At 45.0% G+C, this 14,826-nt stretch carries 15 protein-coding genes; 2 read left to right on the top strand and 13 right to left on the bottom strand.

Going from position 1 to position 14,826, the window contains the following annotated elements; genetic code table 11:
* Window positions 1-40: 40 nt before the first annotated feature.
* Together AC0VYE_RS13595 and AC0VYE_RS13590 are read right to left on the bottom strand one after the other, a co-directional pair.
* Complete coding sequence (locus AC0VYE_RS13595) at window positions 41-1,327, bottom strand: metallophosphoesterase family protein (protein ID WP_475448593.1); 1,287 nt, start codon at window positions 1,325-1,327, stop codon at window positions 41-43.
* Between the two features lie 32 nt (window positions 1,328-1,359).
* Complete coding sequence (locus AC0VYE_RS13590) at window positions 1,360-2,487, bottom strand: glycosyltransferase family 4 protein (protein ID WP_475448591.1); 1,128 nt, start codon at window positions 2,485-2,487, stop codon at window positions 1,360-1,362.
* A gap of 123 nt (window positions 2,488-2,610) precedes the next feature.
* On the opposite strand from AC0VYE_RS13590, the gene AC0VYE_RS13585 reads away from it, so the two are divergent.
* Entirely contained in the window at window positions 2,611-3,783 is a 1,173-nt protein-coding gene (locus tag AC0VYE_RS13585; RefSeq protein ID WP_475448589.1) for a GGDEF domain-containing protein, read from the top strand.
* 164 nt (window positions 3,784-3,947) lie between these two features.
* On the opposite strand, the gene AC0VYE_RS13580 is transcribed toward AC0VYE_RS13585, so the two are convergent.
* The 11 genes from AC0VYE_RS13580 to nrdI all read right to left on the bottom strand — a co-directional run bounded on the left by AC0VYE_RS13580 (window position 3,948) and on the right by nrdI (window position 13,397).
* Entirely contained in the window at window positions 3,948-4,202 is a 255-nt protein-coding gene (locus AC0VYE_RS13580; protein WP_076270054.1) for a DUF2164 domain-containing protein, read from the bottom strand.
* Between the two features lie 4 nt (window positions 4,203-4,206).
* A complete protein-coding gene (locus AC0VYE_RS13575; protein WP_475448587.1) occupies window positions 4,207-4,998 on the bottom strand; it encodes a PhzF family phenazine biosynthesis protein in 792 nt (263 codons plus the stop codon).
* The gene (locus AC0VYE_RS13570) at window positions 4,995-5,477 is read right to left on the bottom strand and encodes a hypothetical protein (protein ID WP_475448585.1); all 483 of its coding nucleotides are present in this window, start codon (window positions 5,475-5,477) and stop codon (window positions 4,995-4,997) included. The genes AC0VYE_RS13575 and AC0VYE_RS13570 overlap by 4 nt, the downstream gene beginning before the upstream one ends.
* Before the next feature lie 127 nt (window positions 5,478-5,604).
* Complete coding sequence (locus AC0VYE_RS13565; protein ID WP_076270056.1) at window positions 5,605-6,057, bottom strand: GyrI-like domain-containing protein; 453 nt, start codon at window positions 6,055-6,057, stop codon at window positions 5,605-5,607.
* A 134-nt stretch (window positions 6,058-6,191) separates the two neighbouring features.
* Window positions 6,192-7,100, bottom strand: a complete 909-nt coding sequence (gene hprK / locus AC0VYE_RS13560) for an HPr(Ser) kinase/phosphatase (protein ID WP_475448583.1) — start codon at window positions 7,098-7,100, stop codon at window positions 6,192-6,194.
* Window positions 7,101-7,142: 42 nt separating this feature from the next.
* A complete protein-coding gene (locus AC0VYE_RS13555; protein ID WP_076270058.1) occupies window positions 7,143-7,925 on the bottom strand; it encodes an ABC transporter permease in 783 nt (260 codons plus the stop codon).
* Between the two features lie 5 nt (window positions 7,926-7,930).
* Window positions 7,931-8,734 carry an ABC transporter permease gene (locus AC0VYE_RS13550; protein ID WP_076270059.1) on the bottom strand — a complete coding sequence of 268 codons (804 nt, stop codon included), beginning with the start codon at window positions 8,732-8,734 and terminating at the stop codon, window positions 7,931-7,933.
* Window positions 8,734-9,711, bottom strand: coding sequence for an ABC transporter ATP-binding protein (locus tag AC0VYE_RS13545; RefSeq protein ID WP_475448581.1), 978 nt, complete (start codon window positions 9,709-9,711; stop codon window positions 8,734-8,736). Before AC0VYE_RS13545 ends, AC0VYE_RS13550 begins: the two co-directional genes overlap by 1 nt.
* A gap of 156 nt (window positions 9,712-9,867) precedes the next feature.
* On the bottom strand, window positions 9,868-10,824 hold the full coding sequence (nrdF, locus tag AC0VYE_RS13540) for a class 1b ribonucleoside-diphosphate reductase subunit beta (protein ID WP_076270061.1): 957 nt from the start codon (window positions 10,822-10,824) through the stop codon (window positions 9,868-9,870).
* 142 nt (window positions 10,825-10,966) lie between these two features.
* Window positions 10,967-13,051 carry a class 1b ribonucleoside-diphosphate reductase subunit alpha gene (gene nrdE / locus AC0VYE_RS13535; protein ID WP_076270062.1) on the bottom strand — a complete coding sequence of 695 codons (2,085 nt, stop codon included), beginning with the start codon at window positions 13,049-13,051 and terminating at the stop codon, window positions 10,967-10,969.
* Window positions 13,038-13,397 carry a class Ib ribonucleoside-diphosphate reductase assembly flavoprotein NrdI gene (gene nrdI / locus AC0VYE_RS13530; RefSeq protein WP_076270063.1) on the bottom strand — a complete coding sequence of 120 codons (360 nt, stop codon included), beginning with the start codon at window positions 13,395-13,397 and terminating at the stop codon, window positions 13,038-13,040. The genes nrdE and nrdI overlap by 14 nt, the downstream gene beginning before the upstream one ends.
* 313 nt (window positions 13,398-13,710) lie before the next feature.
* Between nrdI and AC0VYE_RS13525 the strand changes: the two genes are divergently transcribed.
* Window positions 13,711-13,896, top strand: coding sequence for a hypothetical protein (locus AC0VYE_RS13525; RefSeq protein ID WP_475448578.1), 186 nt, complete (start codon window positions 13,711-13,713; stop codon window positions 13,894-13,896).
* Window positions 13,897-14,826: the final 930 nt, after the last annotated feature.

The following is a 14,826-nucleotide window of genomic DNA, read 5'->3' as shown; positions in this document are numbered from 1 at the left end:
CTATAGGCTTTTGCAGATACAAGCTGCACTCGCCCTATCATCATCCGCCACGTTCATGATCATGAAGCAAACCAAGCGTCAGCTCGCGCGCTTGCTCTAGCCAGCGCTCGGGAGGCTCGTCCCAATGGTTAAACATAAGCCTGCCAAGCTTCGCATGCCCTGCTGCCGGGCTCACAGCATTTTTGGCAAAATCCTGCCATAACTTCTCATCCTCCGTTAATGCTGCGCTAAATCGAACGAGCTCTCCGGTAAAGCTGTCTTCCACCGCCAGCTCCTCCCAGTTGATCGCAGCCCCTGTATTCACCTCTAGCCCATGCACGAAGATCCATGGTTCAGTTGACGATATCGCCCTGCCCTCCTGCAATTGCTCAAGCAGCGTTCGAACAACCGCTGGCTCCGATAGCTTCTGATGCAGCAGCCCGCGACCTGTCAAGCAAAGTCGAAGCATAACCGAGCGGCCTTCCGCTTCAGCTAATATTCTGTCAATCAGACCTTCCAATTGCTGCAAAAGCTCCTGTTCTGTACTCAGCTCAAAGATGGAGAAGTCATACTCGTGCCACCTGACTTCATCCAGCGGCATAAAGGTCAGCTCTACCGCTCTTGCAGCGGTTACCTCCACCAAGTAACAGCCCTTTGCTCCTACTTCACGCGGATTTCTTCCTTGTGTGTTGCCTGCGTATACGACGTGAGGGTATTCATGCAGCACCCTTCGTTTATGGATATGGCCTAGCGCCCAATAATCAAAGCCCTTGCCCCCGATAAGCTCGCCCAGCGAGCATGGAGCATACGGGTCATGCGTTCCATCGCCATCAACATTTCCGTGCAGCAGCGCGATATGAAAGGGCGCTTCCTGCTGTATTTGATAAGCCGCAGCTATATTTTCCGAGACGACGCGTTTTCCGTATGACCTGCCGTAAACAAATGCAGCCAGCTCACCGTTAGTACGGTAAGCCGGCCGATATTCCATTTGATCCGCTCCAAATATATGCACGTTTGCCGGCAGTTCTAAGTCTGCTCGCTCGCCATTTAACGGGTCGTGATTTCCATGGATCACATATACGGATATTCCGTGCTCCTGCAGCTTTTGCCACTCTCGTACGAGCATAAGCTGTGCTCTAAGCGAGCGATCTGCTTCATCGAACAAATCGCCAGCCAGCACGATAAAATCCACCTGCTCGCGTATGGCGGTCTGCGTTAGCTGACGCAGCGCTGCAAAGGTGGACTCGCTGAGCACCTCTCGCACTTGATCCGGAGCCTTCGCAAGCCCTCGGAAAGGGCTGTCTAAATGCAAATCTGCTGCATGGATAAATCGAAAAGGTACCGACATTTTATAACCGCCTATTCCGATATAATGAGCCGTTATTCCGGCTTCATTTGAATATAAACTTTTTTCAGCTGTGCAATCACTCGTTGAAGTGAATATACCTTTTTGGCTTTATCCGAACCAGACCTTGCCAGATGATAACGATAAGTGGGATCGGTTACGACCTTCTCCAGCGCATCAGCAAGAGCTGTCGCATCTTCCGGCGGTACTAACAATCCGTTAACGCCATCTTCGATTTGCTCGGCGATGCCTCCTACATTCGTGCCGACAAGTGCAAGCGAGCATAAAGCAGCTTCTGCGAACACGGAGCCGAAGGCCTCAGCGCGAGAAGGCAATACAAATACATCAAAAAACGGCATAAACTCTTCCGGATGCAGCATATAGCCGTAAAAGATAATATCGTCATACAAATCAAGCTCAACTGCTAATGCTTCAAGCTCCTCGCGAATCGGTCCATCGCCAATGATATGAAGAACAAACGGATGACCCTTTTGCTTAAGCTCTGCGCATGCGCGCAGCAGTACATCGAGCCCTTTGGCAGGGACGAGCCTGCACACCGTAATGAGCTGCGTTACCGCATTCTCATGGGATATTGGTTTAAATCGTTTCTCGTCAAAACCATTTGGAATAACCTTTATTTTCTCTGGATGCTTGATATGAGGAGCGATATAGGTACGGAAGGACTCGGAAACGGTCAGCAATTGATCTGCCTTCGCTTCCAGCTCGCCATAAAGACTCATAAGGAATCGATGTTCAGGCCCGCCCTCTTTAATCTTGCCGTTTAGAATAAGCTCCCGTTCATAGCTGGAATGGATCGTCATCGCAAGCGGAGTATCTGGAAATAGCTGCTTCATGACAAGTCCAGCTATGGGATGATGCGCGTGTATAATATCGTATGGCTTTTTGATGCGCATCTTTGTCCACCATACGTAATCTTTATACGTTTGAATATATTTATCGACCATTACATTTCCGCTGTAGATCGTGTGATCAAAGGTTTCAAATGTCACTTCTTCCTGTCCTTTGCTTCTAACCCGCTTAGGCAGAGAGAACAATTCCATTTGCCAACCAAACTTAATGAATCTATCTTGAATATACGGGATCATGGAAGAAACTCCGCCCGGCTGCTCCGGTGGAAAAAATAACGCTTGTAAAATATTCATGTGTCCCATCCTTTCAACGTAAAACATGTAATTCAACTATTCGTTCACCGTAAAACATGATATATTAGAACATATGTTTCTGTAAAGCTATTGAAACTAATACTAGATAACGGTGGGTAACTCATGACTCTTACACAATGGCTTTCAGGACCAAATGGACAACTGCTCTCTTCATCGGCGGTCATCGTCATTCTGATCTTAATGCTCTTCATGTCGGTTCGGCTTTATGTAAGCTACCGCAACAAACGAATTTATCGCTTGCTCATTACAGCCATCCCAATCATTATTATTAAGCAATGCCTGCTCGTCGTGCTCGCTTATCCAGGCTGGTCATTATCACCATTTCTACATTTAGCCTTTACCATACTTCAAATCCTATCTTTTATTATTATAAACTTTGTTTTCATGAAATTATATACTCATCGAACGGCACAGCTTAAAGTCATTCCCTTTATCATTATGAGTATGATGACATTCGTTATTGCAGGCATACAATTTGCGATTATGCCCAATTCGATGGACACGGTCGTTCATGCGCAAGCTTTTACATACCCGGCACTCGATTTCTATGGTTTAATCGTTATTTTCATGATTATGCTTGATACAAGAAGCGCCCACATGAGCTCCAAATATTATGCGAGCTTAATCGTGTTTTTTGCAAGCGAGCTTGCTAGGCTGTCGAATGCCTATGTATTTCATGGCTCATTGACTTGGTTACTGACGATTAGCCAGCTGCTGCCAATTGTATATTATACCCTGTTGTTTATTCTCTTGTTCGAGTGGGTAATCGAGAGGTTGATGTTTACCTATCAATCGTCAATTATGGATGGTTTGACTGGATTGTATAATCGGCGCCATTTCTCTTCAAAGGCGGAGCAGCTGCTTCAGAGCAACAAGCCGATGGCTATTATTTTTTGCGATATCGACAACTTTAAGAAATTGAATGATACCCATGGCCACCATAAAGCCGATGGCGTACTGAAGCAGGTTTCCGAGATTATTAAGGAAGAATCGAGCGGCATCGGATCAGCGGGCCGTTATGGCGGAGAAGAGCTGCTAAGCTGCATTAGCACGGAGCGCGTAAAACCTGAAATTGTAGCTGAATCCATTCGGCGCAGAGTCGAGCAGGAAACGATGGTTACGATAAGCATCGGCTTCAGCACCTCCAAAGAAAGCAAGGTTGTTCAAGAAATGATTAAGCAGGCTGACGAAGCGATGTACTATTCCAAAACGACGGGCAAAAATAAAGTAACCCCGTTCAGATCATCAGCTGCTTCCAAAAAATCAAAAGCATAAACAATGAAAAGGCACTGATCATGAGGCTTATAGCCTTGATGATCAGTGCCTTTTCATTGTTTGCTTCTGGGAAAAGCGTAAGTACTCAATATTAGTCATATGCTTACCAATTTCAATAGCTGTCCTGCCTTCTCGCTGTACCTAACAGCTGCCAAGCCCAATCGTTATCGCTTTGCCGCAGTTGGCTTCTCTAGTGAATAAAGCTCGTCTTCCAGCGTTTGCATCCGCTCAAGCACCGTTTGGCGTGCATCTTTAATCGCATGATTATAAACATGCGGCCCAACCGCTTGTATCATAAAATCGAGCAGCTGCTCCGCCGCAATCGATCCAAGCGTCTCCGAACGCTCCAGCTCGAAATACTGCTGAATGCTAGCAATCAACTGCTCCTTCTGCTCTTTTGGCAGCTTCAACATTAACATTTTATTAACCCTCCAATTGTCCTTTTAGAATGGTCACTGCTTGTCCTTGCAAATACACTCGCTCGCCTTCCGGTCTTACCTTCACAATCCCTCCGCGCTCCGATGCCTGATAGCCAGTTAACTCCTGCTTGCGGAGCCTCTTCGCCCAATATGGCGCGAGCGCGCAGTGGGCCGAACCCGTTACGGGGTCTTCATCGATCCCTGTGCCAGGAAAAAATGCCCGAGATACAAAGTCATACGCAGCATCTGTTGAACGGCTTGTAACGATAATTCCGCGGGCGCTCAGACGGGCAAGCATCCCAAAGTCAGGCCGCAGCGTACGCAGTGTATCCTCACTGTCTAGCTCAACAAAGTAGTCCATTCGATTGCGGCCAACATATCTCGGAATGAGACCCAGACCCTGAATGAGCTCCTCAGGTGCAACAGCTGCTTCCGGCGGCTCGGAAGGGAAATTCATCTCCATCCAGTCCCCTTTATGCACAGCGGTCAATAACCCGCTTTTCGTCATAAATCGCGCCGTTTCGTGCTGTGGCAGTCTTCCTGTTTCCCATAATATATGTGCTGTCGCAAGCGTAGCATGTCCACATAAATCAATCTCAGCAATCGGTGTGAACCATCTTAACTCATAATGCTCTGCTCCCTGCTCTATAAATGCCGTCTCTGAGAGATTCATTTCCGCTGCCACCTGCTGCATCCAGCGCTCAGACTTAGGCTCGTCTACAATGCAAACGGCGGCAGGATTGCCTTTGAATTTTTCATTCGTAAATGCATCTACAATATATAACGCATAATTCATTTTTCCAACATTCCTTTCTTACTCCATGTCACGCCAAACAACGATAGTATAGCGCCATATAAGAGATGACCAAGCAACCACCAAATCAGTGCTTGTACATCGCTAGTCGCTGGAGTACGCTCTGAGAGCTGTGTAAGTGGAATCCACGTACAGCATGCGACTGCTATACTCATGCCAAGGCTTAGTCCTATCGGAGCTCTCCAAAGCGACAACAGGGATAAATAAATAATACCGAGTGGAAGTGCAACAACCATATGAAGGATAAATTCAAGCGTCTCCGTTCGTTTATAAGGCAGCCATTCTATGAAATCAATATTAAGAAGCAATACATATACCGCTGATCCGGTAAGGTGCTCAAGCAGCTTCATCGTAAAGCCTAACACGATTCCACTCACAGCACCAGCCGCAATACCAGCAATTACTAGCTTGCTGGCATACTGCCGATACGAGCGCTTATTCCAATCTCTCATAGCTGACATTTGAAATCCTCTTCTCTAAATCTGTTTCAACCACAAACAAAAAAGTGCTTGCTGTCACAAAATGATCCGGCTCGAATGTTATCCATTCCATACTCCGATTCGTTTGCGTGCAAGCACTTCATATAGGTTATCCTTTGAGCGGAATAAGCAGCTCTACCGGCTCTTCCTCCAAATGATGCTCGTCAATATAAAACAACTCCAGCGATACGGCGTTTTCTTGCTTCTCTAGCCGCAGCTCATTTATCCAAGCATGAAGTTGCTCGTACCCTTCGCCGATTCTTTTATTGGAGCAAGCGACCATCGCATAACGATGTTCAGGAATCGTGAATTGTACCATGCCAGGAGGCAATTCCTCCAGATGCTGGACTTCATAACAAGCCCAGTAGGTAGCAAACACTTCATTGCCGAAGTACGGACTGTACAATACGGTCGATTTTGTTGCATCATTCAACTCGTGCTTGCGTGTCAAAAACTCGGTTTGCAGCCGAATGGCTTCATCCGGAAAGGATGAATATGGACCGCAGTAGCTGATACCCGCCAAATGAAGCGCAGGTTTTGTTACGATTGAGCAGTTTTCCACGCGATTTCCTCCTTCGAATCTGTCAGGACTTGTGCGCTAGGATGAGCTTTCTCTGCCCATAGTGTAACATGATTTGCAAGTATTTGGATAGTCGTTTGCATGTTAATCCTTTATCCGGATTATTGACAAAGCCGCTAGCCTTGCTCCAGCCGCTTCATAAATTCTTCTACCGCACTATAGCCTTGCTGCTTTAAGTACCAATTATTCGCGGCTGCCTCAATTAAACCTGCAACGTCTCTGCCCGGCTGCACTTGGATTTCAATATGAGGAATTTTCACGCCCATATAATCTGTAAATTTGGTTTCCAGCTCTAAATCATTATTGAGTTCATTATCACGCCACTTCGTTAATTCAATATCGAGTACAATTCTCGTCTCATCTTGAAACGCCTGTCTGCCATACAATCTCACAACATTAATAAGACCAATGCTGCGCAGAGCTAGAAACTCCTTTGTTTTCTCATTATGCGTGCCAAGCAGCGTTTGGGAGCTCAGCTTTTTTAGTACAACGATATCATCAGCAACTAACCTAGAGCCCCGTTTGATGAGCGTATGGGCTGTTTCGCTTTTGCCAATGCCTGACTTGCCGCGCAGCAGCACGCCAATGCCAAGCACATTTAAGCAAATCCCATGAATCGATATTTCCGGAGCAAGCGTTTTGAGCAGATAAGCATCCAGCATGCCAAGCAATTGCACCGTTGGAAGCTTCGTTCGCAGCAAAGGAATGCCTTCTTGATCGCAATATTTGGTCAAATATTTTAGACCTTCCTGACCCGCAGAGACTACAAAGCAAGGCGGATGATATTTAACAATATTGCCAATATGGTGATTGCGTTCTTCTTCACTTAAGGAGTGCAGGTATGTAATTTCCTTCCTGCCCAAAATTTGAACATGCTCCTGTGGGAAAAAATCGTAGTATCCAACAAATTCAAGTCCTGGTCGATAAGCTCTTGCTTTAACAATCTGTCGATCGAGCTTATCGGCTCCTGCTAATATTTCTAATGATAATTGCGCTGCTAATTCCCGTACCGCTATTGATTTCATAACATTACGCTCCTTTGCTGTTATCATAAAGTGCTGTTCATATTAAGAGCCTGTCGAGCGATAATGACGAACACCGATGTTCCATACAAGCAGACAAGGCAAAATAAAGAGGATGCCGGCTATTGGCGAAATCATATAGAGCAGTTCATTCCCAGAGGTTCTGTCTAACAAGTAGAGCAATGGCAAATAATTGACACTTCCAAAAGGGATGACGAACGTAAAAAAACGAGTCACCCATTTCTTATAAATGCTTAACGGATACTGGGCCATCTCCCGCCCTCCGTCCGTAAATATATTTGCAATCTCAAGACCTTGAACCGTCCAAAAACACATCGTTGCAGCCAGTATAAAGATACCAGAGAAAACAAAGACACCGCTCAAAATCATAAAAATAAGAGTTATTGTTTTAAGCAATGTCCACTCGATCGTAAGCTCACTTAAAGCCCACGTCAAGATGATTACGCTTTGCAGCAGCCGTCCCACACGTGAAAATTCGAATTTCGAGCCGAGCACCTGAAGCACGGTACTGCGCGGCCTAACCAGCAGACGGTCAAAATCTCCATTAACGACCAACGTAGAGAACGAATCGAAACCGCGTGCAAAACATTCACTAATCGCAAATGACATATGAATAATAGAAAAGCATAACGCTACTTCTTGAAAATTCCAACCCTCAATTTGACCAAAACGCTCAAACATAAAATACAATCCTGCAAAAACAGAAAATGGGACAAAAAATTGACCTAAGGAGAGCAGCCAAAATGAGGTTAGGTACTGCGTTTGCGACTTAAACATGATCAAAATATATTTACCGAACAATCTCATAAGGGTTACCCTCCATTCACAACGACTCTACGTAATGCTTTTGCCATTGCCAGCCTGCCTAAGCCCACTAGTACAACAAACCAAACCAGTTGAACACCGATACCGATGAGCGCTTCTTCCTTAGCAATATGTCCCGAGTAAACCCGAAATGGGAAATCCGCCGTCCATCGAAACGGCAGCACATATACAATGTTTTGCAGCCATGAGGGCATAAGCGGCACGGGTATAACCATGCCTGCCAGAAATTCGCCGATTACACCAAACATGAGAAGCGAGCCAGCCGGCGAAAGCGTAACGAACACGGATATGTACATCAACATAGAAAGGGCAACAATCATAAGCAGTCCAAGCAATAATGCAACGATAAACAAAACAAAGGCTGCTGGATCTTCCGGCAGCGGCATCCGGTAAGGCTCTGGCAGAAAAAAAGCTACGATTAAAACAGGGATACTTTTTAGAATGGCGCTCGCGAGCCGCTGTGCAATAAGCTTGGCATACCATAATCCGTAAATGCCGCTAGGTCTGCAAAGCTCGTAAGCAATATTGCCTGTCGTTATAAGTCCGAATAGCTCATTGTCACGGAACCACAACATAACGAACGAAAGAAAAGCCTGCTGCAGCCATACATATGTGATAAGCTGCTTCAATGAAATCGGAGGCGGAGTTGTTGTGCCGCTATAAAACGCTTCAAACACCATAATGATAATGAAACCCCAAAAAAATTGAGTCGCAACTCCCGCCAGCGCTGCGGTACGGTATTGCAATCCGTATGTGAGACGCAGCTTAAATACCGAAATATACGCTTTCATTATATTTGATGCTCCTTATACAGCTGAACGATCATATCTTCAATAGGCAAGGTATCAATCGTGACATCGAGAAGCTCCACCTGCTCGGACAGACGGATGAGCACATCGCTTATGACAACCTGAGCTGTATCGACGCTTAGCACTGCACGCTCAGGCGACCATTCTTCAACGACAGCACCAGCAATCTCAAGCGGCTCAGCGCGGTGGCTGTATACGACTGTAATCGTTTTTTGTGTTCCGAACTGGCTGCGTATCGCACTAAGGCTGCCATCATAAAGCAGCTTTCCTTTGCCAATGAGAATAATCCGGTTCGCAAGCGCTTCAATATCATTCATGTCATGTGTGGTCAAAATGATCGTAACGCCTTTCTCTTCATTTATCGTCTTAATGAAGCGGCGCACAGCGATTTTGGATACGGCATCGAGGCCAATTGTGGGCTCATCCAGAAATAGTACACTTGGGCTGTGCAGCAGGGAAGCCGCAATTTCGCAGCGCATCCTTTGTCCCAGACTAAGCTGTCTTACTGGCATTTGAATGATTTCCTGCAGCTCAAGCGTTTCTGTAAGCAATGCTAATGTGCTTTGATACTCCTGCTCTGGCACCTTATAAATATCCCGCAGCAGATCAAAGGAATCGATGACTGGCACGTCCCACCACAGCTGAGAACGCTGACCGAAAACTACACCGATATGCTTCACATACGCGACCCGATCCTTCCACGGCGTAAAACCCATGACCGTACATGTACCGCTGTCTGGCACAAGAATACCGCTCATCACTTTAATGGTCGTTGACTTGCCCGCCCCGTTAGGTCCGATGTACCCCACAATCTCACCCGGCTCAATCGTGAAAGAAATATCGTTAAGCGCTTCCACAACTTTGTATTCCCTTTTGAATAATGCCTTTACTGCTTGCTTAACGCCTGAAGAGCGTTTAGCAACCTGATACGATTTACTTATCCCATGAACTGTAATCACTATTTTTACCTCCGCGCAAGTTTTGAGAGGGAAATACTAACATCGAAAGAATAATGTGTCAATTGTTTCCTCAACAAAAAAATCAAAAATCGCTCTTTTTCTGCCTAGAAGGCTGAATAAAGAGCGACTCGTATGTTGCATTTACATTAGGTTTTATTAGAAGTTGAAAACAAAATCGTCATCATTAAGCGGCTCAACGTGAATTGTACGTACGTAGCCATTACCTTTTTTGGAGAAGAAATCATGCTGCTTCGTATGCGTACTGATACCATTGAACACGATTGGATTTACCGCTTCCTCAGGGAAATGCGGCTCCATACCGAGATTCATAAGCGCTTTGTTCGCATTGTAGCGGACGTAAACATTTACTTCCTCAGCAAGGCCAAGCGGTGCATAAAGATGCTCTGTATACACAATCTCATTCTCGTATAGCTCGTTAAGCAATGCATAAATTTCGATTTCCAGCTGTGCTTGCTCCTCAGGACTAAACGTTTGGAACAGCTCTTGTGCTAGAACGCCAACGTACAAGCCATGGATGCTCTCGTCACGCAAAATCAAATCGATAATTTCGCCGCTGCTCGTCATTTTACCTTGTCCAGCCAAGTAAAGCGGATAGAAGAATCCGCTATAGAACAAGTAGCTCTCCAGGAATACAGAAGCAGCCATCGCTTTGTAAAGCTCTTTCGGGCCAGTGATGTTCGAATACCAAGAAGAAATCAGGTTTGCTTTCTTCTGAAGCTGTTCGTTCTGCTCGACCCACAGGAAAATTTCGTCGATCTCTTCGCCAGAAGCAAGTGTAGTGAAGATGCTGCTGTACGATTTGGCATGGATTTGCTCCATCATCGACATAAATGACAATACTGCTTTGCGCTGCAAGCCATCCACATGCTCCAAAATCTTCGGCATGCCGACGCCGCCTTGAATCGTATCAAGCAAAGTCAGACCGCCGAGCACGTTTTTGTACAACGTGCGCTCCGCGTCCGTCATTTCCATCCAGTCCATTTTATCATCTGATAACGGAATTTCTTCATCCGTCCAAAATTGCATTACATTTTGCTGCCAGAATGTTAACGTGAAATCGTCATCTGGGCGGTTCCAGTTTACTGCTTTCATTTGGTGAGCTCCTTCTTTGCTACGTAAGCGTCATTTAAATAGTACTCAAGCGTAAACGGCTATGCCGTCTTTTAGAGGCATAGCTTTCGTTTCGCGGAGAAATATAAGAAAAGTATATGAAAAACATATACTTTCTTATATTTTAAACTGCGCAGCTCGTGCATTCCTCAACGGAAAGCCGCTTCGTTCTTGTATAATAAAGCGATTTAAGACCTTTTTGAGCAGCATAAACATAGAAGCGCGCCAGCTCACGAGTCGTCACATTGCTGTTAACATGCAGTACAGTCGAAATACCTTGGTCAATATGCTGTCCGATCTCTGCAATAAGATCAATCAGCTTGAACTGATCAATGTTGTAAGCCGATTTGTAGTAGAAGTAATTTTCCTGCGCCAAATAAGGCATTGGATAATAAGTTGTTGAGTTTGCATACGTACGTGTCTCGATATGCTCAACAATCGGCATTACGCTTGAAGTTGCATTTTGGATATACGAAATGCTTTGTGTAGGCGCAATCGCCAAACGATAAGCATGGTACAAGCCGTGTTCTTGGACTTTTACTTTAAGTGCAGCCCAGTCCTCAGGTGATGGAATTTCCATACCGTCGAACAATTCCTTCACGCGGTCTGTTTTTGGACGGTAATCATTTTCCACATAACGAGTGAAGTATGTGCCCTTCGCATACTCCGAACGGTCGAAGTCTTTGAAAGTAATCCCGCGCTCTTTGGCGATCTCCATGCTTTGCTCAATGGAGTAGTAGTTCATCATCATAAAGAATACGCCGGCAAAATCTTTCGCTTCTTCACTTTCGTAAGCGATTTTGTTTTTCGCAAGGTATCCATTTAGATTCATCGCGCCAAGTCCTACAGAGTGAAGCTCCTCATTCGCTTTGCGAACGCCTGGTGCATTGTCGATATTAGACAAATCACTAACCGTCGTCAAAGCTTCGATACCAACATGTACCGATTCCTTCACCTTTTTGTGCTCCATTACGTTAACAATATTAAGAGAAGCAAGGTTGCAGCTAATATCACGGTTAATGACATCCTCGTAGCCGTAATCCTTAATTTCAGATGTCTCCTGAAGCTGGAATATTTCTGTGCACAGGTTGGACATTTTGATAGAGCCGATATCCTTCAAAGCGTGAACGCTGTTAGCATTCGATTTGTTCATAATATATGGGTAGCCAGATTCTAGTTGAATCGAAGCGATTTTTGTCAACATGTCGCGTGCGTTCATTACTTTTTTCTTCGTTACAAGTTCATTAGCCAGCAGCTCTTCGTACATCTCGTCCATATCCATATCGTCGAGATGCTTTCCGTATGCTTTCTGAACGGAATGTGGACCGAACACGAATAGCGGTTTGTTTTGAGCAGCTAGCTCATAAAATTTATTCGGAATAATTAGGCCGATCGAAAGAGTTTTAATGCGTGCTTTTTCGTCTGCGTTAATTTTTTTGCAATCTAGGAATTCAATAATATCCCAGCCGAAAATATTGTAGTAGCCTGCACCAGAACCTTTGCGTTGTCCCATTTGGTCTGCGTAGGAGAAAGCATCCTCCATAAGCTTCAGCACCGGCATAATGCCTTTTGCTGCGCCTTCTACGCCTTTAATAGGCTCACCGCGTCCACGAAGCTTCGATAGGTTGACGGCTACGCCACCACCGATTTTGGAGAGCTGCATACATGTGCCGAGTACATAGTTGATGGAGTTAAGAGAGTCGTCCATTTCTAGCAGGAAGCAGGAAACCATTTCTCCGCGGCGGCTCTTGCCTGCGTTGAGGAAGGTAGGGGTAGCTGGCTGCAAACGTTGGTCAATCATCGCTTCCGCTATTCGAAGTGCTCTAGCTGCATCGCCTTCGCCCAAATGCAAGGCAACGATAGCTACACGATCGGAATATTGCTCCAAGTATTGCGATTTGTTGTTGGTCTTCATCGCGTAGTCCTTATAGAACTTCGATGCTGCCATGTAGGATTGGAATTCAAAGCCGCTGTTTGCCGTTAGTGTAAATACAGCTTCAACCTGCTCATATGTATACTTTTCGTATACATTATCGTAATAATCGTTTTCGATTAAGTATTCTAGCTTATGTTTGAGGGAGTCGAACTTCACGCTCTTCTCGGCCACTTCTTCCATAAATGCAGCGACAGCCTCTTTATCTTTATCAAGCTGGTAAAATCCGTCTGCACCGCGCTGCATCAATTCGTTATTCAATTCAATATGCTTCAATGGTTCGCACCCTTTCGACAAAATGTTGCGTATCTTGATTCGTACCTGACAATTCAAACTTCAAAATCACTGGAACATCGTACATTTGTGAGATCGTATCCGCGCTTTTAGCGAACCCGGTTCCCCAGTTGCGGTTGCCGCTCGCCGAAACGCCGCGGAGCATGCCAGAGTTGCTTTCTAGAAACGAAGTTACCTTCTCTGGAACTTGGCCGAACCCTGTTGTGTATGTTACTAGCACGAACGGCTCGTCAACTTCTTCCCTCTCATCAATCGGCACCGCCCGCATATTCAATTTTTTAATGAAACGCTTGACGTTGCCTGTTTTGGAATCATAGACGACTAGCATAACACGTTCGCTCCCTTACTGTAATCAAGCAATTAAAAAGCGCTTCTGACTAGCAATTCCGTCAGCTGCGCTTGTTCAAGATATACCGCTGGTAATCGTTGAAGGCACCAATCCACATCAATATGTAGTTGATGTTTTTGATTCTACATCAATATATAGGAGTAGTCAATGAAAATTATGGAGAAAATATTAATCTATTTTTTTGGCGCACTCGACTATTTTAACAGATGAGGATATGATGTGATAGTGACATTTTATTGCTATTTTGGGGGTCCTGAAAATCGTAAACACAACTGCAGAACAAATAAGAGCATTGCTAGAAAAACTGTTTAAAGATGCTGGATATACAGTGCCGGAGCTGCTTGAATACATCGAAAAACTTGAAAAAGATCAAGATCTAATGGCCGAAACAATCAAGAAAATGAAGCTTGAATCGATACGAAAAGCATCTGCTTCCACAGGCATGAACAGCCGATTAAAAGATGCGCTTCGGGAATAATCGGATATACGGGTCACAAGATCTAGATATATACAAGCGAATAATTCAAGAAATCGATAGCACTTCTCGTTCACCAAAACGCTGTTGATAAAATTTTACAATCAGAATACTTTTCGTCAAACTTCGACACTCACACTAGATATAGATGTCGATTGCAATGTTTCTGCTTCGACATTGCAATCGACATCTATACAGACCAACTCATACTTCGATCCTACTCATTAAGCACATATGTGTGCTTAGCCACCACAAACCAGAGTTACTTTTCCTCTATAAGCGCATATTTGTTCTTACAGCGAACTTTCGAGCATACTCTCACCACGATCCCACTCTGTAAGCACGTATGTGTTCTTACAGACCACAAACCAGAGTTACTTGCCCCCTATAAGCGCATATTTGTTCTTACAGCGAACTATCGAGCGTGATCTCACGACGATTCCACTTATTAAGCACATATCTGTGCTTAACCACCACAAACCAGGGTTGCTTTTCCTTTATAAGCGCATATGTGTTATTACAGCGAACTTTCGAGCGTGATCTCACGAGGATTCCACTCATTAAGCACATATGTGTGCTTACAGACCACAAACCAGAGTTACTTTTCCCCTATAAGCGCATATTTGTTCTTACAGCGAACTTTCGAGCGTGATCTCACGACGATTCCACTCATTAAGCACATATGTGTGCTTACAGACCACAAACCAGAGTTACTTTTCCCCTATAAGCGCATATGTGTTCTTACAGCGAACTTTCGAGCGTGATCTCACGACGATTCCACTCTGTAAGCACGTATAGGTACTAACGCACCACAGTCACCTATTGTCGTCTCTTATAAAGCGACGTTTTCTGCGAATAGCCGGACAGATCAAAAAAGGGTTTCCCATAAAGTCTAGTTAGACTCTATGAGACACCCATCTCTAGTGGATCATA

Source organism: Pristimantibacillus sp. Z349TD_6 (assembly GCF_056173205.1).
Note: the sequence above shows the minus strand (reverse complement) of the source record. Positions and strands in the feature narration are given on the sequence as shown.